The sequence below is a fragment of the Microbacterium sp. AC145 genome, assembly GCF_979258505.1.
The window spans coordinates 893,496-913,694 of sequence record NZ_OZ409859.1 but is presented as its reverse complement, the minus strand read 5'-3'; the positions used below and the strand labels follow the sequence as shown (position 1 = coordinate 913,694).

The following is a 20,199-nucleotide window of genomic DNA, read 5'->3' as shown; positions in this document are numbered from 1 at the left end:
AACGCGGTACGTGACGACGATCGGGCCGGGCAGCCTGACTGCTCAGCGCTGGCGCTTCTCGCGCACGCGCATGTTGACGACGATCGGCGTCCCCTCGAACGAGTACAGCTCGCGCAGGCGACGCTGGATGAACCGGCGGTAGCCCGGGTCGAGGAAGCCGGTCGTGAAGAGCACGAACGTCGGCGGGCGGGTCGATGCCTGCGTGCCGAACAGGATGCGCGGCTGCTTGCCACCACGCAGCGGGTGCGGGTGCTCGGCGACCAGCTCCGCCAGGAACGCGTTGAACTTGCCCGTGGGGATTCGCCGATCCCAGCTCTCGAGGGCCGTCTCGAGTGCCGGAACGAGCTTGTCGAGGTGACGACCGGTCTTCGCCGAGATGTTGACCCGCGGGGCCCAGGCGACGTGCGCCAGGTCCTGCTCGATCTCCCGCTCGAGATAGCGTCGGCGGTCGGCGTTCTCGAGGTCGTCGTCGTTGAGACGGTCCCACTTGTTGAACGCCAGCACAAGCGAACGCCCGGACTCGAGCACCAGATCGATGATGCGAACGTCCTGCTCACTGATCGTCTCGGAGACGTCGAGCACGACGACGGCGACCTCGGCCTTCTCGAGAGCCGCCGATGTACGCAGCGAGGCGTAGAAGTCAGCCCCCTGGGCCATGTGCACGCGACGGCGGATGCCGGCGGTGTCGACCAGCGTCCACAGCTTGCCGCCCAGCTCGACGATCTCATCGACCGGGTCGCGCGTGGTGCCGGCGAGGTCGTTCACCACAACGCGTTCTTCACCGGCGGCCTTGTTGAGCAGCGACGACTTGCCGACGTTCGGACGACCGAGGATCGCCACGCGGCGCGGTCCGCCGATCTCTGCTTTCGCGACGGCAGAGACATCCGGAAGCTTCTTGAGCAGGGCGTCGAGCAGGTCTGCGACGCCCCGGCCGTGGATGGCCGAGACGGGGTGAGGCTCACCGAGACCCAGGTTCCAGAGCGCGGCGGCTTCCGGCTCCTGACGCGCGTCATCGATCTTGTTGGCCACGAGGAAGACAGGCTTGCCGCTCTTGCGAAGCAGCTTGACGACATGCTCGTCGGTCGACGTCGCGCCGACCATCGCGTCGACGACGAAGAGGACGATGTCTGCCAGGTCGATCGCGACCTCCGCCTGCGCGGCGACGGACCGGTCGATGCCGCGGGCATCCGGCTCCCACCCGCCGGTGTCGACGAGCGAGAATCGGCGGTCGGCCCATTCGGCCTTGTACGTGACTCGGTCACGCGTCACGCCGGGTGTGTCCTCCACGACGGCCTCACGGCGGCCGAGGATGCGGTTCACGAGCGCGGACTTGCCGACGTTCGGCCGTCCGACGATCGCGACGACCGGCAGAGCGGGGAAGAACTGGATCCCGTCTTCACCCATCGTGATGCCGGCGAGGAGAGCTGCGTCCTCATCGTCCAGGTCGTAGTCGGCGAGTCCTGCGCGGAGCGTCTCGGCGCGCGCCTCAGCGAGCTGCTCGTCGAGCGATTCCATCTTCTCGGCGAGCTGGTCGGGGCCGCCTTCGTATTCGTCGTCAGCCATGGTGTACTCCTCGGATTCGTTCGATCACCGAGAGCACGGCGTCGATGGTCTGTGGGAAATCGAGCTCCGTCGAATCGACGACCTCGACGCCTTCTGCGGCATTCAGGAAGTCGACGACGGCGCTGTCGGATGCGTCGCGCTTGTGGAGCGCCGCGGCCACCGCCTCGGCGTTCTCTCCGGCGAGCTCGCCGGCGCGGCGCGCGGCGCGCACCTCGGGAGCCGCGGTGAGCAGAATGCGCACAGGCGCATCAGGGGCGACCACGGTCGTGATGTCGCGTCCCTCGACGACGACCGCCGGATACGACGCGTCGGCCACGAGAGATCGGAACAGTCGATTGACCTGCTCACGGACCTCGCCGATACGAGCAACACCGCTCACCGCGCCGGACACCCGGGACTCACGGATCGCCTCCGTCACGTCGACGTCGCCGACCTGCACGGTCCGGTCATCGGGATCGAGCCCGAGCCGCACGGGGAAGTCGGATGCCGCCGCGAGAACCGCCTCGGCATCGGCCGTGTCGGCGCCGCGGTCGAGCACATGCCAGGCGAGCGCACGATACGCCGAGCCGGTGTCGAGGTATCCGAAGCCGAGGGCGCGCGCGACCGCCTTGGACACGCTCGATTTGCCGGACCCCGCGGGGCCGTCGATCGCGATGAAGTCGACGCCGGTCGCCTCTGTCTGCTCCGCATTCGTCGAAAGATCAGTCATTGCTCGTACCCGCAATCCGCCAGCCGCGTTCCTGAAGTCCTGTGATCGCTCCGTGCAGCGCTGCCGGGTCGACGCTGATCTCGGCGAGACCGAACTGCGCCCCCGGCGAGTGCTCGAGGCGAAGATCCTCGACGTTGACTCCGAGTTCGCCGAGCTCGCCGAACAGGCGTCCCAGCTGGCCCGCGGTGTCGTCGACCATGACGACGAGCGTCTCGAAACGGTGGTTCTGACCGTGCTTGCCCGGCAGCCGTTCGACGCCGTCATTGCCCTGACGGATCGCCTCAGCCACGACGCGCCGTGCGCCCGGCGCATCAGGCGCACGAAGCGCCTCCGAGACCTCACGCAGATCATCCGCCAGCGCGTCGAGGATCTCGACCACCGGACGTGCGTTCGCACCCAGGATCTGCACCCACAGTTCGGGAGCCGAAGCGGCGATTCGGGTCGTGTCGCGCACCCCCTGCCCTGCGAGTCGCAACGCGCCGTCGTCAGCGCCGGCGAGCCTACCTGCGAGCAGGCTCGCGACCACCTGGGGCACGTGCGAGGTCAGCGCGACCGATCGATCGTGCTCCTCAGGAGTCATCTCGATCGGCGTGGCACCGACGTCGAGCGCGAGAGCCTCGACGAGTGCGAGATCGGTTGCCTTCGTCTCGTGGTCACGGCACACCACCCACGGGCGACCGATGAAGAGGTCGGCCCGTGCCGAGATCGCTCCCCCGCGCTCGCGCCCGGCCAGCGGGTGCGAACCGATGTAGCGGGTCAGATCCACGCCCCGGCTCCGCAGCTCGCGGAACGGCTCGAGCTTCACGCTCGCGACATCCGTGACCACCGCATCGGGATGACGCGACAGCTCGGCCTGGATCACGTCGGCGGTCACATCGGGCGGGACAGCCACGACGACGAGCGCAGGTGCATCGTCATCTGCGGCAGTGCGTCCAGCACCGTAATCGACGGCGAGGCGCAACTGGGCAGGAGACGTGTCGGCGAGCACCACGTCGACGCCCTTGGCGCGCAACGCATGGCCGATGCTCGCACCCAGGAGTCCCGCCCCGACGATGCGGACGGTGCCCGAGAGTCGAGCGGCGGCGCGGGGCGCGACCGACGCCGAGGCCGGCACCCGTTCGGGCGCACTCGTCGTGTCGGTCACTCGTTCTCCTGCTGCTCGCCTGGCGCCTCGGCGACACCGGAATCACGGCGCGCGAGAGTCAACAGCGCACCGAGTTCGATTTTACTCAGTTCGCGGGTCCGACCGGCAGGGAGCGTTCCCAGGTGCAGCGGGCCGAACTGGCGCCGCACGAGTTCTGTGACGGGGTGGCCGACTGCTGCGAGCATCCGGCGCACGATGCGGTTGCGTCCCGAGTGCAGTGTCAGCTCGACCAGGCTCGACCCGCGGGAGGTGTCGAGAAGACGCGCCTTGTCGGCCGCGATCGGACCGTCGTCGAGCTCGATGCCCTTCGTGAGCTTCGCGATGGTCTGGGCCGTGACGGCTCCCTCGACCTTCGCGATGTAGACCTTGGTGACGCCGAACGACGGGTGGGCCAGCACATGCGCGAGCTCGCCGTCGTTGGTCAGGATGAGTAGACCGCTCGTCTCTGCATCCAGTCGTCCGACGTTGTAGAGCCGCTCTTCGTAGTCCTCGGTGAAGCGCCGAAGATCCGGGCGGCCGCTCTCGTCGCGCATGCTGCTGACGACTCCGGTGGGCTTGTTCAGCATCACGTAGCGCTTCGACACGTCGAGCTGCACCGCCGTGCCGTCGACGTCGACGAGGTCGGTCTCGGGATCGATGCGCCGACCGAGCTCGGTCACGATCACGCCGTTGACGCGGATGCGACCCTCGACGATGTACTGCTCGACGACGCGACGCGACGCGACGCCCGCCGCGGCGAGCACCTTCTGCAGTCGCACGCCCTCAGGCTGAGTCGAGTCGTCGGATACGGGAGAGGTCATCGGATGGTCCCTTCGTCGAACAGCACAGACTGCAGTCGCACGCCCTCAGGCTGAGTCGAGTCGTCGGATACGGGAGAGGTCATCGGATGGTCCCTTCGTCGAAGCCGTCTGCGCCGTCGTCGAGCAGCGGCGAGATAGGTGGCAGGTCGTCGAGTGAGTTGATTCCGAGATGCTGCAGCAGCGTCTCGGTCGTGCCGTAGTTGATCGCACCCGTCTCCGAGTCGGCGAAGAGCTCGGTGATGAGGCCGCGCGCGAGCAGCGTCCTCACGACGGAATCCACGTTCACCGCCCGGATGGAAGCGACCTGACTGCGGGTGACGGGCTGCTTGTAGGCGATCACTGCCAGGGTCTCGAGGGCCGCCTGCGACAGGCGTGCCGGTGCCTGCCCGCCGACGAAGTCGGCGACGAGATCGTCATGATCCTCGCGCACGTAGAGCCGCCAGCCCCCTCCCACCTCGCGCAGTTCGAAGCCGCGCCGCGGGCCGCGACCACGTCCGTCGTAGTCGTCGACGAGCGTCTCGATGCCCTGACGCACTGCCGCAACCGGCGCGTTGACGGCGGCGGCGAGTGCGACCAGGCCGATCGGCTCGTCGATGATCAGCAGGATCGCCTCGATCCGCTCGGTGAGCGGCGTGTTCGACGGCTCATCCGCAGCGGAGCCGTCGTCGGTCATCTGGTCATCGGTCATAGTCGGCTCCCAGGCTTGCGAGTGTCTCGTCCGACCACGAGTCGGCGGCCCAGCGGAGCGTGAGCTCACCGAGCGGCTCCAGCTGATCGAACGACAGCGCAGCGTGCCTGTACAGCTCGAGTACCGAGATGAAGCGCGCGACGACGATCCCCACCTCCTGCACCCCGGCGACCAGCTCGCGGAAGCTCACCGACTCGGCAGCCCGGAGCAGAGTGACGACGATGGCGGCCTGCTCGCGGATGCTGACGAGCGGCGCGTGCAGGTGATCGAGCCCGACGTGCGGAAGCTCCTTCGGAGCGAACGCCAGCAGCGCGAGCGCCGCGAAGTCGTCGACGCTGAGCGACCAGACCAGTTCGGGCGTCTTCTTGCGGTGCTTCTCATCGAGGCGCACCGCGCGCACGTGACGTCGGTCCTCGCGCTGCAGGCAGCGGGCGAACCATGCGGAGACCTCTTTGAAGGCCCGGTACTGCAGAAGTCGAGCGAAGAGGAGATCGCGGGCTTCGAGCAACGCCACCGCCTCGGCATCCACCAGCTCTCCCTGCGGCAGCAGGCCCGCCACCTTCATATCGAGCAGCGTCGCCGCGACCACCAGGAACTCGGATGCCTGGTCGAGCTCCTCGTCGTCGTCGAGCCCCTTGAGATAGGCGATGAACTCGTTCGTGACCGCACTGAGCGACACCTCTGTGATGTCCATCTCATGCTTCGAGATGAGGTTCAGCAGCAGGTCGAACGGACCGTCGAAGTTCGACAGCGAGACGCGGAACCGCGAGTCATCGACGGCATCCGTCGTGTCGACAGAGCTCTCGTCAGGCGACGGCGCCACGGGCGACCAGCTCCCGCGCAAGCCGCAGATAGGCCTGCGCAGCGGCATGTTCGGGAGCGAACTCGGTGATGGGCACGCCCGATACCGACGCGTCGGGGAACTTCACCGTACGGCCGATCACGGTCTCGAGAACGTCGTCTCCGAACGCCTCGACCACACGCTCGAGCACCTCGCGCGAATGCAGCGTGCGCGGGTCGTACATGGTCGCGAGCAGGCCGTCCATCGTGATCGACGGGTTCAGCCGGTCACGCACCTTGTCGATGGTCTCGATCAGCAGCGCGACTCCGCGAAGAGCGAAGAACTCGCACTCGAGCGGAATGATCACGCCGTGTGCTGCGGTCAGGGCGTTGACCGTGAGGAGTCCGAGCGACGGTTGGCAGTCGATGAGGATGACGTCGTACTCCCCCGCGACCTGGCGGAGAACCCGAGCGAGGATCGTCTCGCGTGCGACCTCGTTGACGAGGTGCACTTCGGCCGCGGACAGGTCGATGTTCGCCGGCATGACGTCGAGGCCCTCGACGCCCGAGTGCACGATCGCGTCGTGCGCATCGCGCCTGGTGTCGAGCAGCAGGTCGTAGATGGTCGGCACATCGTGCGTCTGGATGCCGAGGCCGGCCGACAGCGCGCCCTGAGGATCGAAGTCGACCGCGAGCACCTTGCGACCGTACTCCGCGAGCGCAGCGGCGAGGTTGATCGAGGTGGTCGTCTTGCCGACGCCGCCCTTCTGATTGCAGAGGGCGATGATGCGCGCGGGGCCGTGAGAGGTCAACGGTGCCGGGGTCGCGAACCCGTGATACGGACGACCGGTCGGTCCGAGGGGTTTCTCGTCGGCCTTCTGTGCCTTCGCCCTGGACTTCGCCGCTTTCTCAACCACCGATACTCCTGCTCCTTCGTGCTTGATCGATTCTAGCGGCAGGGCCCTGCGCTGCACTCCCGGCGCGCGGTGTGGTGGCCGCTCGGGTCGATCAGCAGCAGTCACCCTCCCCGCAGCGCCGCGACAGGTTCGACCCGTGCAGCCCGCCTCGCGGGATACCACCCGGAACCCCAGCCGACCACCGCACCCAGGATCGCGCCCGCGATCGCGATCAGCGGATCCGTGACCGGCGTCCACCCCTGCACGACCGCCACGGCGATCACCGCGAAGATGCCGAGTGCCGACCCGATGAGTCCGCCGATGAAGCCGATCACGATCGACTCGACCATGAACTGCGCTCCGATCTGACGTCGGGTCGCACCGAGTGCACGGCGCAGACCGATCTCGCCGATCCGCTCCATGACCGAGAGCAGCGTCACGTTCGCGATGCCCAGACCGCCCGCCAACAGAGCGATCACACCGAGGATCAGGAACACCACGTTCACGTCGGACTGCACGCTCTGGCTCAGATCCGACGATCCCGAGGGGGCCTTGGCCTCCAGGCTCTCGGGGTCATCGGGCTGCAGAGCGAGCACAGCCTGCTCCGCCACCTGAGGCCCTGCCCCGACGACGATGCGGATGTCGAGTTCCGACGGTGCGAGGAGTCCGAAGTCGGCCCTGGCCGACCCGGTCGGGATGATCACCGCATCCTGCAGCTCGCTGCGACGCTCCATCCCGTCCACGATGCCGATGACCGCATAGGCGACACCGCCGATGAAGACCGACGGCTGCGAATCGACGCGGTTGATGCCCATCCGCTCCGCTGCCCGCTTCCCGAGCACGGCGACGCGGTCGGCGCGCACATCGTGTCCGGCGTCGAAGAACCGACCGGTCACCAGCCCGCCCTCGGCGGTGTCGAGCAGATCCGGCGACGTCGAGAACAGACGAGGAGAGGCGACCGCCGCGGCCGACGGGTCGTTCACCGGCACCGCCGTGATCGTCTCACCCTCAGTGAGCTCGACCTCGCCGAGCAGAGTCGCGCTCTCGACTCCCGCGAGATACGCCACCCGATCGGGTGAGTCCCACGGCAGTCGGCCTGCAGCGACGCTCTGGTTCTGCGACCCCGACTGTGCCGTGGCCGCGGTCACCACCACCCGTGTCGCCGCCGCGCCGTCGAACTGGCTCGCGATCTGCGCTGCAGCCGTCTGCGCAAAGCCGATCGTCGCCACGAGCGACGCGATGCCGAGCACCGTGCCGAGGATCGTCATGACCAACCGGGCCGGTCGCGATCCGATGTCCGAGGTCGCCTCGGCGACGAGGTCCTGGAACGTGAACCGGTCGGCATGTGCGATGGCGGGCACGAGCGGAGTGCCTGCGGCATCCGTCATCGAGGTCTGCGGCTGGGCCTCGTCGTCCTGCCGGCGCCTGCGCCGGAGTCTCCCGATCACAGCTCGCTCAATCGGCCGTCGGAGATGCGGATGCAGCGGCGGGCTCGGCGGGCGACCCCATCGTCATGTGTGATGACGATGAGCGTCAGCCCGTCTTCGTTGAGTTCCTCGAAGAGCGACATGACCTCACCCGAGGTGTTCTGATCGAGGTTTCCGGTCGGTTCGTCGGCGAGCAGCAGCCGGGGTCCGCTGACCACGGCACGAGCGACCGCGACCCGCTGTCGTTCGCCACCCGACAAGGAGTTCGGGAAGAAGTCGATCCGATGCCCGAGCCCCACGCGCGTCAGAGCCTCCCGCGCGCGTTCCTCCCGCTCACGCCGCGGCACCCCGCTGTACAGCATCGGCAGCAGCACGTTGTCGAGCACGGTCCGACGAGGAAGGAGGTGGAACGATTGGAACACGAAGCCGATGAAGCGCGCCCGCACCGCTGCGCGCTCATCGTCGGAGAGATCGCCCGTGAGAGCCCCCGAGAGGCGATACTCGCCGACGCTCGGACGATCGAGGAGACCGAGGATGTTGAGCATGGTCGACTTGCCCGACCCACTCGGCCCGACGATCGAGATGTAGTCCCCCGACGCCACCGTGAGCGTCGCCGCCTTGAGCGCCTGCACCTCTGGCGGCCCCGGGAACGACCGCGTCACGTCTCGAAGTTCGACGAGCGGCGCGGCAGGATCCGTCTCGGGCGCTGCGGGGAGGATCGACGTCTGCGCGTCGGTCACTTCCCCACCACCACGAGGTCGCCTTCGTCGAGCTCGCCCTCGACCGCTGTGACCTCCACGGCGCCCTTCGCCGCGAGTCCGGTCTCGACGACCACCAGTCGTGTCTCGGCATCTTCGCCGTCACGGGGATCCGACTCGACGACCTCGATGCGCGATTCCCCTCCCGGACCTGCCGTGAGCGCCGCGAGCGGTACCGAGAGCACATCGCCCTCGGTCGCGCCGACCGCGATACGGACTCGGACGTTGCTCCCCTGCAGCTGCTCGATCTGCTCCGGGGTCAGAGGATCCGGCTCGAAGAGCACCTCCCAGCGCGCCTTGGCATCCTTCCCCGGCTTGAGCTCCGACACCACCGCGCGGTGCTCGGTGCCGTCGGGGAGCTCGAAGACTCCCTCGGCGCCGGCCTTGAGCAGTCGCGAATCAGCCTCGGCGGCAGCTCCCGTCAGGCGAACCGTGGCACCGGAGACCGTCATCACCGCTCCGGAGATCGCGCTGCCACGCTTCACGTTCACGGCGTCGACGCGTCGGGGCAGCTCCGTCAGGAACAGCACCTCACTCGACGGCAGGTACGGCAGAACACTCTCCTGAGCACGTGCGAGCGACTCCTCGGCCGCTCCGACCTGCTGGCGCGCGGCGTCCAGGGCGGCACGCTCCGCCCCCGTGTCGCGGGCGGCCCACAGCTGGTCCCTCTCCAGGCGAGCCGTCTGCAGATCCCACTCCGCCTGCTGGACGCTCGTCCCCTCGGCGCCGCTCTTCGCGGCAGCGAGGGCCTGCTCCGCCTGCGCGACACGCACGTCCGCCTGCCACGTCTCGAGGCTCGACGGCCCGGCTCCTGCGGCCGCCAGCGCCTGTTCCGCCTGAGCGACACCGCTCTGCGCGGCCCGCACGCCTTCTTCCGCAGCGCGCACCGTGTCGTCCGCCCCCTCCTCGGGGGACGGCAGAGGGTACCCGGCCTGCGAATAGAGCTGACCGACCGCGTTCGCGGTGGCCTGATCGAAGAGATTGGATGCCACATCGCCGGCGTCGATCCCGATGCTCACCAGCGCCTGCTTCAGCTGGATGACATCGGGGCCGGAGACGCCCACGCGCAGCGTGCGGTAGGCGGGAAGTTCGCCGGGAAGCACGATCACCGGACGACCCTCGACTTCGAGCGCTATCGACAGCGGGTTCAGTGTGGCGCCTACCTCGGGAACCGATCCCGTCACGACGCTGCCGCCGCCCGTGGTGTCGATCGTCACCTCGACGGCATCCGCGTATCCGACGTCGGCGCGCAGAGTCACATCGTTGCTCAGCGGGCCGAACTCGACCGGCACCGTGACCAGCCCGGCTTCCGGCGTCTCGCTCGCCTCTGCAGGAGAGATGAGGAACCGACCGACCAGAAGGCCTGCGACCAGGCTGACCACGGCACACGCCGCCACGATCCACAGCGTCCGGTTGCCTCGGAGGATCCGCCGCCACCCGCTCACGCGCGAGGTGTCGACCTCCTCTGCCTGGTCGGGGAGGAGTTCAGCGGGAAGTTCAGTCGTCTGGGTCTCGTCGTCCTTCATGTCAGCTGTTCTGCTCGGCGGCAGCCTTGAAGGCCTCGAGGTCCGCCTTGTTGTCGGCGATGAACTTCTCCTCGATCGCGAACTGGATCTCGAGCGACTTCTTCATGTACGACAGCGACGTGCGGCACTCGAGATCGGCGACCGCGAGCTCGAGCTCCCGCTCACCGAGCTCCGCCATCTCGGGGCTCTCCGAGGGATCGACGAAGTCGGGCGACTCGACGTCGACCTCGGTGGTGCCGTCGCCGTAGGCGGCGTCGAAGAGCGCGCTCTGCTCGTCGGAGATCGACTGCTGGGCCTCCATCGGAGATCCGAAGCCGGGCTCACCGGCGTCATCCATGCACGCGGCCCATTCCGCGTTCAGGTCCTTCAGCTCCGGCGACTCCTGGGCCTCGGTGAAGACCTCGTTCATCTTCTCGCGCAGGTCGGCGAACTCATCGGACTGCCACGGGTCCTCCCCTTCGAGCTCGTGCTGCGCCCACCCCTGGCATCCGGCGTCCTCCCAGCTGTACTCGTAGCTGCCGTCCTCGGCGAGCTCCTCCTCCTCGGGCGGAACGCCGTAGGCGACCTCGTAGTACGCGGCCTGCTCGGACTCGGAGAGCGACTCGACATACTCCGAATTCGGGTCGACGTACTCCTCCGACCCCCCTTCCTGCATGACCTCGTTGTAGGGGTTGTTCACGATCCCGTACCCGTACTTCTCGACCCAGTCCTTCTTCTCCGGCTCCCACTCGACCTCATCGTCGGAGAAGACCATCCCCCCGTTCTGCGTGTTCGGCGTGTACTCGAACCCCTCCTCGGCCATGCACTCCGCCATGAGCTCCTCGGTCTGCAGCTGCCGTTCCTCGAACTGCTTCTGCTGCTCCTCGGGAGAGAGATCCCCGCCGTATGCGGCGGAGAGATACTCGTTCAGAGGCGAATCCTCGTACGTGAGCTCACCGTCGGCTGCGCCGGAGCATCCGGCGAGTGTGAACACCAGAGCGGTTGCGGCGAGCGCAGCAAGAGGACCGGTGGTACGCATGACTTACTCCATTCATCGTCGATGCACAGAGATCGACGCTCACGAGCAACCCTAGGGTGAACGCGACGATCGCCGCGTCCCCCAAATGGCGGACGAAGATACCTCCGAAGGATGACGGCGAAGGGGTCCGCGTACCGCTATCGTGCTCGTGGATGCGACGTCGCGTAGACGTCTCGCAGGGTGTCGGCCGAGACGTGCGTGTAGATCTGGGTCGTCGCGACGGAGGCGTGGCCGAGCAGTTCCTGCACCACGCGCACATCGGCACCTCCCTGCAGCAGGTGGGTCGCGAAGGAGTGCCTGAGTGTGTGAGGAGACACCTCGGAGGTGATCTGCGCTCGCTCGGCGGCTGCGCGGATCACGAGCCACGCGCTCTGCCGGGACAGTGGTGCCCCCCTCGCCCCCAGGAAGAGCCGCGCGGACGCTCGCCCCTTCGCCGCGAGCTGCGGGCGTACTCGTGTCAGGTATGCGTCGAGAGCGCTTCGAGCATACGAGCCGATGGGGACGATGCGCTCCTTCGCCCCCTTGCCTCGCAGACGCAGCACATCGCCGTGGGCCAGGTCGTCGACATCGAGCCCGACCGCCTCCGACACGCGCGCGCCCGTGGCATAGAGCAGTTCGAGCAGCGCACGATCACGGATGCCGGTCGGCTCCTCCGCGGACGGGGCGTTCAGCAGGCGCTCGACCTGATCGATCGTGAGTGCCTTGGGCAGACGCTGCGGTGCCTTCGGCGGGCGGAGGCGCCCGCTGGGGTCGTCGTCCTCGATCCCCTCCCGCGCGAGGAACCTGTGCCACCCGCGCACCGACGACTGCAACCGGGCGAGACTCGTCGCGGCCGGGGCTGGGTCCGCCCCCGACCGCTCTGCGATGAAGCGACCGATCACGGTGGGGGTGATCTCGGCCGTGTCGGTGATGCCCGACGCCAGCAACCACTCCTGATACCCGCCGAGGTCGCGGCGATACGCCGACACGGTGTGTTCGCTCAGGCCGCGCTCGATCGTGACGTGGCGCAGGTACGAGTCCAGCGCCCGGTCGATCCGCACGTCAGCTCCGGTCGCGCCGTCGCTGCGAGGTCGCGAGCACTCCGATCGTCAGGATGCCGTTGCGCATACGCCCGTCGAGCACCGCGTCGACGACGTCGTCGAGGGGGACCCACTCGACGCGGATGTCGGCCTCTTCGTCTTCGCGCGCGTGCACGGCCGGCGCCGACGAGATGCCGGTGGCGAGGAAGAGGTGGATGACCTCGTCGTTGCCGCCGGGCGTCGTCCACGACGACACGAGCGGCTCCCAGCGCTCGGCGACCAGGTCTGCTTCCTCAGCGAGCTCGCGCTTGGCGGCCTCGAGCGGCTCCTCCCCCGCGATGTCGAGCAGACCTGCAGGCAGCTCCCAATCGCGGTGGCGGATCGGATGCCGGTACTGCTGGATCAGCAGCACCCGATCCTCGTCGTCGAGAGCGAGGATCGCCACGGCGCCGGTGTGCTCGACGTACTGCCTGCGGATCTCCCCCTCGCCGTAACGGACGAGGTCGTCGCGAACGTTCCAGACCGCGCCGCGATAGGCGAGGTCGCTGGAGAGCACTTCGGGATCGAAGGGCTCGTCGCGAAGACTCTCCGTCGGATCAGGCATGGGCGTCGGATCAGGCATCGGCGTCGACGTCGAACAGCTCGCTCGACCGATTGCGCTCGATCGCCGCACCGACCAGGCCGCGGAAAAGCGGGTGCGGGTCGGTGGGACGCGAGCGCAGCTCCGGGTGCGCCTGGGTGGCGATGTAGTACGGGTGCACGTCGCGAGGCAGCTCCACGAACTCGACGAGGTCGAGGTCGGGGTTGAGTCCTGAGAACACCAGTCCCGCGTCGGAGAGACGCGTGCGGTAGGCGTTGTTGACCTCGTAGCGATGACGGTGACGCTCGGATGCCTCCGGAGTCCCGTACAGCTCACGCGCCAGGGATCCCTCGGCGAGAGCTGCCTGGTAGAGACCGAGACGCATGGTGCCGCCCAGATCGCCGCCGTCGAGGATCTCGATCTGCTCGGCCATCGTCGCGATCACGGGCTCGGTGGTCTCGGGATCGAACTCGCTCGACGACGCATCCGTGATGCCGGCGACGTCGCGCGCATATTCGATCACCATGCACTGCAGGCCGAGGCATAGTCCGAGGGTCGGGATGCCCTGCTCGCGCGCGAACTTCAGCGCGCCCAGCTTGCCTTCGATGCCGCGGATGCCGAATCCACCCGGCACGCAGATTCCGTCGAGCGCACCCAACTGCTCCTTCGCGCCCTCCGGTGTCTCGCAGAGATCGGACGGGATCCAGCGGATGTTGACCTTGGTCTCCTGGGCGAAGCCACCGGCCTTGAGCGCCTCGGTCACCGACAGGTAGGCGTCGGGAAGGTCGATGTACTTGCCGACCAGGCCGATGGTCACCTCGTGCTTCGGGTTGTGCACCGCATGCAGCACCTTGCTCCAGCGCGACCAGTCGACCTCGTCGGCGGCCTTCTGGTCGAGGCCGAGGCGGCGCACGATGTACGAGTCGAGACCCTGGTCGTTCAGCGTCGAGGGGATGTCGTAGATGCTCGGCAGGTCGACCGTGTTGATGACGCCCTCGGCGTCGACGTCGCACATGAGCGCGATCTTGTTGCGGTTGCTCTCGCTGACCGGACGGTCGCTGCGGAGCACCAGCGCGTCGGGCTGGATGCCGACCTGACGGAGCGCAGCCACGGAATGCTGCGTGGGCTTGGTCTTCTGCTCACCCGACGCGCCCATGAAGGGCACGAGCGACACGTGCACGAAGAAGACGCTGTCGCGTCCGAGCTCGTGACGCAGCTGACGGGCCGACTCGAGGAAAGGCTGCGACTCGATGTCACCCACCGTTCCGCCGACCTCGGTGATGATGACGTCGGGGCGCGGGTCCTCCGTCGCCTGCAGACGCATACGCCGCTTGATCTCATCGGTGATGTGCGGGATGACCTGCACGGTGTCGCCGAGGTACTCGCCGCGCCGCTCGCGGGCGATGACCTGCGAATAGATCTGACCGGTCGTGACGTTGGCGGCCTCGGACAGGTTGATGTCGAGGAATCGCTCGTAGTGGCCGATGTCGAGATCGGTCTCGGCACCGTCATCGGTCACGAAGACCTCGCCGTGCTGGAACGGGTTCATCGTTCCGGGATCGACGTTCAGATACGGGTCGAGCTTCTGCATCACGACGCGGAGTCCGCGGGCGGTGAGCAGGTTGCCGAGGCTTGCGGCAGTGAGCCCCTTGCCCAAAGACGAAACGACACCACCAGTCACGAAGATGTGCTTGGTCGTGTCGTTCTTGGGCCCCGCAGAAGAAGAGTTCATCACGGGCTTCGATCCTATCAGTCGGTGGAGGCGCCGAGGGTGAGAAGTTCCCTGGCATGGGTGAGCGCGGCGTCGGAATCGGTCAGTCCGGAGAGCAGTCTGGCCATCTCGGCCTCGCGCTCCGCCCCGTCGAGACGGCGCACACTCGAGGCGGTGACTGCGCCGTCGTTCGATTTGACGACCGTGAGGTGGTTGCCGGCGAAGGCGGCCACCTGAGCCAGGTGCGTGACGGCGATGACCTGGGACTTCTCCGCGAGTCGGGCGAGTCGTCGCCCGACCTCGATGGCGGCTGCTCCTCCGATACCCGCATCGACCTCGTCGAACACGAAGGTCGGCACGGGATCGGTCCCGGCGATGACGACCTCGATCGCGAGCATCACCCGCGAGAGTTCGCCCCCGGACGCGCCCTTGGCCACCGAGCGGGGTTCGGCACCCGGGTGGGGTGCGAGCAGGATCGCCACGTCGTCACGGCCGTGCGCGGCCTCGTGTCCCGGCGTGACGGCGACCTCGAGGCGGGCATCGGGCATCGCGAGTGCGTGGAGCTCGTCGCTCACGGCAGCGCCGAGCCTGACCGCCGAAGAAGTGCGCGCCGCCGTCAGCGCGTCAGCCCGCTCGTCGAGCTCGGCGCGGGCGACGTCGCGTTCAGCCTGCAGCCGTTCGAGCCGCTCTCCATCGTCGTCGAGCTCGGCCAGTCGTGCCGAGCCGCTCTGCCAGAGGTCGAGAGCCTCCTCGAGCGAGCCGTGCGCACGGATCAGGACTCCGAGCGCAGCGCGACGCTCTTCGACGGCGGCGAGTTCGTGCGGCCCCGTCTCGTCGAGGTCGGCGAGGTAGGCGGACAGCTGGCCCGCGAGGTCGGTGATCCGGTAGCCGATGTCTGCGAGTGCGCCCGCGATGTCGGTGAGGGTGGCATCGGAGGCACGCTCGAGCACCCGACGCGCTTCGGCGAGGAGCGCGGTGACATCGGGCTCGCCCTCTTCGTTCGACAGGGCACCGTGCGCGTGCGACGCGGCGATCCGCAGCTCTTCAGCGTTCGCGAGTCGCTCGGCGCGGGCAGTGAGCTCAGCGTCCTCCCCCGGCTCGGGGGCAGTCGCCTCGATGAGTGCGAGCGCGTCACGCAGACGTCCCGCCTCGTCGGCTCTGCGGTCGCGATTCTCGGTGATGTCGGTGATCTCTGCGTCGAGCTCCCGCCACGAGGCGAAGGCCTGCGCGTAGGAGTCGAGAGCCGCAGCGATCGGTGCGCCGCCGAAGCGGTCGAGCGCGTCGCGCTGCGCGGCCGAGGACTTCAGCCGCAGCTGCTCGGACTGACCGTGCACCACGACCAGCTCCTCCGCGAGGGCCGAGAGCACGCCCGCAGGTGCCGCGCGTCCGCCGACACTCGCTCTGCTGCGGCCCTCGGCGTTCAACGTGCGTGAGACGTAGAGTTCCGCGAGGCCGGCGCCTGCCGGTTCGAGTTCGCCACCGGCGTCCGTCACGATGTCGGCGACGTCGCCTGTTTCCGGCACCACCCACACCCCTGCGACCGATGCCTGCGCAGATCCCGCGCGCACGGCGCCGGAGTCCGCTCGCTGTCCGAGCAGCAGCCCGAGTCCGGTCACGACCATGGTCTTGCCCGCGCCGGTCTCACCGGTGATCGCGGTGAATCCGGCGCCGAGAGGCAGCACGGCATCGGCGATCACGCCGAGGCCCTGCATCCGCATCTCCTCGATCATGCCGTCACCCCCTGACCGCGCCAGCCCGCGACCGGCAACTGGAACTTGCGTACGAGCCGATCCGTGAATTCCGTCGGATGCAGGCGCGCGAGGCGCACCGGTCGCGACGATCGTCTGACCACCACTCGCGCACCGGGGGGAAGATCGTGGGAACGACGTCCGTCGCACCAGAGGATGCCTGACCCTGAGGTGCCTTCGAGCATCTCGATCGCCACAGCCGCGTCGGGACTCACCACCAGAGGCTTCGCGAACAGGGCATGGGCCGACAGCGGGATGACCGCGATGGCTTCGACGCTCGGCCAGATCACCGGACCGCCCGCGGAGAAGTTGTACGCGGTCGAACCGGTGGGGGTGGAGATCACCATGCCGTCGCAGCCGAAGCTCGACAGCGGTCGACCGTCGATCTCGAGCACGACCTCGATCATGCGCTCGCGGCTGGCCTTCTCGACCGTCGCCTCATTGAGCGCGAAGGTCTCGTAGACGACCTCGCCGTCGACGTCCTTGACGCGCACAGAGAGGGCCAGGCGCTCTTCGACCTCGTAGTCGCGGTCGATCACGCGGCGCATCGCGGCGTCCATGTCGTCGCGGTCGATCTCGGCGAGGAACCCGACGTGCCCCATGTTGATGCCCAGAACCGGCGCAGAACAGCCGCGCACCAGCTCGGCCGCGCGCAGGATCGTTCCGTCACCGCCGAGGACGATGGCGAGTTCGAGATCATCCTGCTTCACCGTGTCGCCGAGCACATCGACGTCGGCGAAATGCGAGTCGACTGCGCGGAGGTCGAGGCTGTCGTCTGCGGCGAGCACCGGGCGCGCACCGGCGCCGCGCAGAGCATCCACCACTCGGCGCGCGGCCGCCACGGTGTCGTCGCGCCCGGCATGCGCGACGACCAGGATGTTGCGCTCGTTCATCGTCTCCCTGCCAGTTCGTTGATGCGGTCCGACCATTCTGACGGATCGCTTCCGCGCCCCGGAGCGAGGTGCAGAAGATACTCCGAGTTGCCGTGCGTCCCGAGGATCGGAGACGGCAGGATGCCCAGCATCCCGAGCCCCGCATCCCACGCGCTCCACGCGGTACGCGCGACCGCATCGGACCGTGTCGCCGGGTCGGTCACCAGACCGCCGCGAACCGCCGTTCGACCCACCTCGAACTGCGGTTTCACGAGCAGGACGATGTCTGCGTCGGCAGCGGCGACGCCTGCGACAGCGGGCAGCACGAGCTCGAGCGAGATGAAGGAGAGATCTCCCACGATGAGGTCGGGGGCCGCGGGCTCACCCGTGGAGCTCTGCAGGTTCTCGGGTGTCATGTGGCGCACGTTGTAGCCCTCGACCAGAACCACCCCGGAATCGGAGGACACCGAGGGTGCCATCTGGTCATGCCCCACATCGACCGCGAGGACGCGGCGCGCCCCGCGCTCGCGGAGAACCTGCGTGAACCCACCGGTGGAGGCGCCCATGTCGAGCGCCAGTCGTCCCTCAACCGAGATGTCGAAGCCGTCGAGGGCGGCGATCAGCTTGTGCGCCCCGCGCCCGACGTAGTGGTCCGTGCCTGCCACCGTGATCTCGGCGGCGTCGGCGACGGGGGTCGAAGCCTTCACGACCGGACGACCGTCGATGCTCACCAGGCCCTCAGAGATGAGAGTGGCGGCATGGGTGCGCGAACGGGCGAGACCTCGCGCGGCGAGGGCGGCGTCGAGTCGCGTCATCGGTCGCCCGGTGCGTGGCGCTGATCGAGCTTCGCGCCGCTGTCGAGGCGGCGGGAGAGTTCGTCATGCAGCCCGGAGTATGCGCCCGCGCGGGCAGCGAGAGGCTGCCCCTCGATCAGGCGCAGGCGACTCCACAGACCATCGGTCGGTGCATTCGTCGTCTCTTCGCTCACGCTTCTACTGTACGCGGCGCGGCCGACACGTCGGCGGAGCCACGGCGGCGGGAGCCACCCGGTTCACGCCGACGTCGATCAGGGGCGGTGGAACGGATCGTCGTAGAGACGCTCGGGCACGCGAAGCACGAACACCGGGGTTCCGGACGCCCAGATCGCGGCTGCGCCGGCGCGGAGCAGATCGATCTGCGAGTCGCCCTCGGCGACGATCTCCACGTCAGCGCCGGCGACGCGCACGGATGCACCGTTGACCGAGTGGATTCCGTCCTTCGACGTGGTCTCGGGATACGGCTCGTGCAGTTCGCGGAGGTCGCTGAGGATGTAGGTCGGCCGAGATCCCTCAGGCGCCGCGAGCACGTGCTTCGGGCGGTCGATACCCGTGAGAACGAGCGCGGAGTCGATGCCTGCGCGGACAGCACCGAGGATGTCGGTGTCGAGGCGGTCGCCGATGAACAGCGGCTTCGTCGCGCCGAAACGCTCGGTCGCCTCTTCGAAGATCGGAGTCTCGGGCTTTCCCGCGACCGTCGCGAGGCGACCGATGGCCGTGTGCACCGCAGACACGAGCGTGCCGTTCCCGGGGGCGACACCACGCTCACGCGGGATCGTCCAGTCGGTGTTCGTGGCGATCCAGGGGATGCCGCCATCCTCCTCGGGCACCTTCAGTGCGAAGGCGGCCTCAGCAAGATCCGTCCAGGCCACTTCGGGAGCGAAGCCCTGCACGACAGCATCCGGAGCATCCTCCGCGCTGCGGGTCACCGTGTAGCCGGCCTTCTCCGCCTCGTCGACGAGCCCTGCTCCCCCGACGATCAGCAGCATCGCCGGAGGCGGGACGATCCCGGCGAGCAGGCGCATCGCCGCCTGAGGGCTCGTGATCACATCGGCCGGAGCGACATCGAGGCCGAGGCTGCTCAGGTGCTCAGCGACCGAGGCATCGGTGCGCGACGCGTTGTTCGTGATGTACCCGAGTCGTGCAGACGCCGCGGCGGCGTTGAGGCTCTCCACCGCGTGCGGAAGTGCACCAGGGCCCGCGTAGACGACCCCGTCGAGGTCGGCCAGCACGGCATCGACCCCGTCGAGGGGCGTCCGAAGCGCGGGCTTCTTGGAGAACAATCCCACTACGCCTCCTCGGAGGAGTCGGATGCGGAGCGCTTCTCATTAACAGATGCGGAGTCGGACTCGTCATCCTCGTCCTCGTCCTCGTCCTCGTCCTCGCCGAGAAGTTCGCGCACCTCATCGTCGATCGACGGCTCGGGCTCGATGTCCTCATCTGCATCATCTTCAGCGTCTTCAGCCTCTGTGGCGTCTTCAGCCTCAGAGTCCTCAGCGTCCGAGTCCTCAGCGTCAGAGTCCTCGGCGACAGGCTGCTCGGCGTGGTCCTCGTCGTCGAAGTCGCCCTCGATGAGGCCGTCCTCGATGATGATCTCCTCGTCGCCGGCTTCGTCGACACCGAGTGCTTCAGCGGCGACCTCGGCACGGTGTGCCCAGAACTCGGCCTCGTCGGTGCGTCCCAGGTCCTCGAGCACGGCAGCGCGGGCGGCGAAGAGCGCGGGGCTCCACTCGAACGCGCGGTCGGGGTCGAGCTCCGGGATCTCGAGCTCACCGAGCGCGAGTTCCAGATCGCCCTGGTCGAGACGTGCACCCGACATGGCGATTGCCAGCGACACCCGGACAGGTGTGGCGAGAGCGGCACGGTCGATGGCGCGGCCGGTCTCGAGGGCACGATCGGGGCGGCCGATCCCACGCTCGCTGTCGACCATGAGGGCGATCTGATCGTCCTTGCCGGAGATGCGACGGTAGGTGCGCAGTTCGCGGAGTGCGAGAGCGAAATCCTCGGTCGCATAGGCAGTGATGCCGAGCGTCTCGCGGACGATCGCGATACGACCTGCGCGACGGGAAGCCGCGAGAGCGTGCTCGTGGGCGAGCGCGGGATCCTCATCGATGAGACGAGATGCCATGGCCAGGTGACGAGCGA

At 68.2% G+C, this 20,199-nt stretch carries 20 protein-coding genes; all 20 read right to left on the bottom strand.

The window, feature by feature from the left end:
- Positions 1-42: 42 nt before the first annotated feature.
- Complete coding sequence (gene der, locus ACZZZN_RS04435) at positions 43-1,563, bottom strand: ribosome biogenesis GTPase Der (protein ID WP_463504000.1); 1,521 nt, start codon at positions 1,561-1,563, stop codon at positions 43-45.
- A complete protein-coding gene (gene cmk / locus ACZZZN_RS04430; protein WP_463503999.1) occupies positions 1,556-2,272 on the bottom strand; it encodes a (d)CMP kinase in 717 nt (238 codons plus the stop codon). The genes der and cmk overlap by 8 nt, the downstream gene beginning before the upstream one ends.
- The gene (locus ACZZZN_RS04425) at positions 2,265-3,386 is read right to left on the bottom strand and encodes a prephenate dehydrogenase (protein WP_463506546.1); all 1,122 of its coding nucleotides are present in this window, start codon (positions 3,384-3,386) and stop codon (positions 2,265-2,267) included. The genes cmk and ACZZZN_RS04425 overlap by 8 nt, the downstream gene beginning before the upstream one ends.
- Before the next feature lie 26 nt (positions 3,387-3,412).
- Positions 3,413-4,216: a pseudouridine synthase gene (locus ACZZZN_RS04420; protein WP_463503998.1), complete on the bottom strand. Its 804-nt coding sequence runs from the start codon at positions 4,214-4,216 to the stop codon at positions 3,413-3,415.
- 79 nt (positions 4,217-4,295) lie between these two features.
- Positions 4,296-4,904, bottom strand: coding sequence for an SMC-Scp complex subunit ScpB (scpB, locus tag ACZZZN_RS04415; RefSeq protein WP_463503997.1), 609 nt, complete (start codon positions 4,902-4,904; stop codon positions 4,296-4,298).
- Positions 4,894-5,727 (bottom strand): segregation and condensation protein A, encoded by an 834-nt coding sequence (locus ACZZZN_RS04410; RefSeq protein ID WP_463503996.1) that lies wholly within the window; start codon positions 5,725-5,727, stop codon positions 4,894-4,896. Before ACZZZN_RS04410 ends, scpB begins: the two co-directional genes overlap by 11 nt.
- Positions 5,711-6,601 carry a ParA family protein gene (locus ACZZZN_RS04405; RefSeq protein ID WP_463503995.1) on the bottom strand — a complete coding sequence of 297 codons (891 nt, stop codon included), beginning with the start codon at positions 6,599-6,601 and terminating at the stop codon, positions 5,711-5,713. The genes ACZZZN_RS04410 and ACZZZN_RS04405 overlap by 17 nt, the downstream gene beginning before the upstream one ends.
- 101 nt (positions 6,602-6,702) lie before the next feature.
- Positions 6,703-8,025 carry an ABC transporter permease gene (locus ACZZZN_RS04400; protein ID WP_463506545.1) on the bottom strand — a complete coding sequence of 441 codons (1,323 nt, stop codon included), beginning with the start codon at positions 8,023-8,025 and terminating at the stop codon, positions 6,703-6,705.
- A complete protein-coding gene (locus ACZZZN_RS04395; RefSeq protein WP_463503994.1) occupies positions 8,025-8,747 on the bottom strand; it encodes an ABC transporter ATP-binding protein in 723 nt (240 codons plus the stop codon). Before ACZZZN_RS04395 ends, ACZZZN_RS04400 begins: the two co-directional genes overlap by 1 nt.
- Positions 8,744-10,291: an efflux RND transporter periplasmic adaptor subunit gene (locus ACZZZN_RS04390; protein ID WP_463503993.1), complete on the bottom strand. Its 1,548-nt coding sequence runs from the start codon at positions 10,289-10,291 to the stop codon at positions 8,744-8,746. The genes ACZZZN_RS04395 and ACZZZN_RS04390 overlap by 4 nt, the downstream gene beginning before the upstream one ends.
- A 1-nt stretch (position 10,292) precedes the next feature.
- Positions 10,293-11,309: a hypothetical protein gene (locus ACZZZN_RS04385; protein ID WP_463503992.1), complete on the bottom strand. Its 1,017-nt coding sequence runs from the start codon at positions 11,307-11,309 to the stop codon at positions 10,293-10,295.
- A 137-nt stretch (positions 11,310-11,446) separates the two neighbouring features.
- On the bottom strand, positions 11,447-12,349 hold the full coding sequence (gene xerD, locus ACZZZN_RS04380; RefSeq protein ID WP_463503991.1) for a site-specific tyrosine recombinase XerD: 903 nt from the start codon (positions 12,347-12,349) through the stop codon (positions 11,447-11,449).
- A 1-nt stretch (position 12,350) separates the two neighbouring features.
- Positions 12,351-12,932: an NUDIX domain-containing protein gene (locus tag ACZZZN_RS04375; protein WP_463503990.1), complete on the bottom strand. Its 582-nt coding sequence runs from the start codon at positions 12,930-12,932 to the stop codon at positions 12,351-12,353.
- Between the two features lie 10 nt (positions 12,933-12,942).
- The gene (locus ACZZZN_RS04370; protein WP_463503989.1) at positions 12,943-14,640 is read right to left on the bottom strand and encodes a CTP synthase; all 1,698 of its coding nucleotides are present in this window, start codon (positions 14,638-14,640) and stop codon (positions 12,943-12,945) included.
- A 17-nt stretch (positions 14,641-14,657) separates the two neighbouring features.
- The gene (recN, locus tag ACZZZN_RS04365) at positions 14,658-16,349 is read right to left on the bottom strand and encodes a DNA repair protein RecN (RefSeq protein WP_463503988.1); all 1,692 of its coding nucleotides are present in this window, start codon (positions 16,347-16,349) and stop codon (positions 14,658-14,660) included.
- Positions 16,346-17,260 carry an NAD kinase gene (locus ACZZZN_RS04360; protein WP_463503987.1) on the bottom strand — a complete coding sequence of 305 codons (915 nt, stop codon included), beginning with the start codon at positions 17,258-17,260 and terminating at the stop codon, positions 16,346-16,348. The genes recN and ACZZZN_RS04360 overlap by 4 nt, the downstream gene beginning before the upstream one ends.
- A complete protein-coding gene (locus ACZZZN_RS04355; protein ID WP_463503986.1) occupies positions 17,257-18,054 on the bottom strand; it encodes a TlyA family RNA methyltransferase in 798 nt (265 codons plus the stop codon). Before ACZZZN_RS04355 ends, ACZZZN_RS04360 begins: the two co-directional genes overlap by 4 nt.
- Positions 18,051-18,227, bottom strand: a complete 177-nt coding sequence (locus tag ACZZZN_RS04350; protein WP_463503985.1) for a hypothetical protein — start codon at positions 18,225-18,227, stop codon at positions 18,051-18,053. The genes ACZZZN_RS04355 and ACZZZN_RS04350 overlap by 4 nt, the downstream gene beginning before the upstream one ends.
- A gap of 78 nt (positions 18,228-18,305) precedes the next feature.
- Positions 18,306-19,343, bottom strand: coding sequence for an HAD-IIA family hydrolase (locus ACZZZN_RS04345; RefSeq protein WP_463503984.1), 1,038 nt, complete (start codon positions 19,341-19,343; stop codon positions 18,306-18,308).
- Positions 19,343-20,182, bottom strand: a complete 840-nt coding sequence (locus ACZZZN_RS04340) for a hypothetical protein (protein ID WP_463503983.1) — start codon at positions 20,180-20,182, stop codon at positions 19,343-19,345. Before ACZZZN_RS04340 ends, ACZZZN_RS04345 begins: the two co-directional genes overlap by 1 nt.
- Between the last annotated feature and the right edge of the window lie 17 nt (positions 20,183-20,199).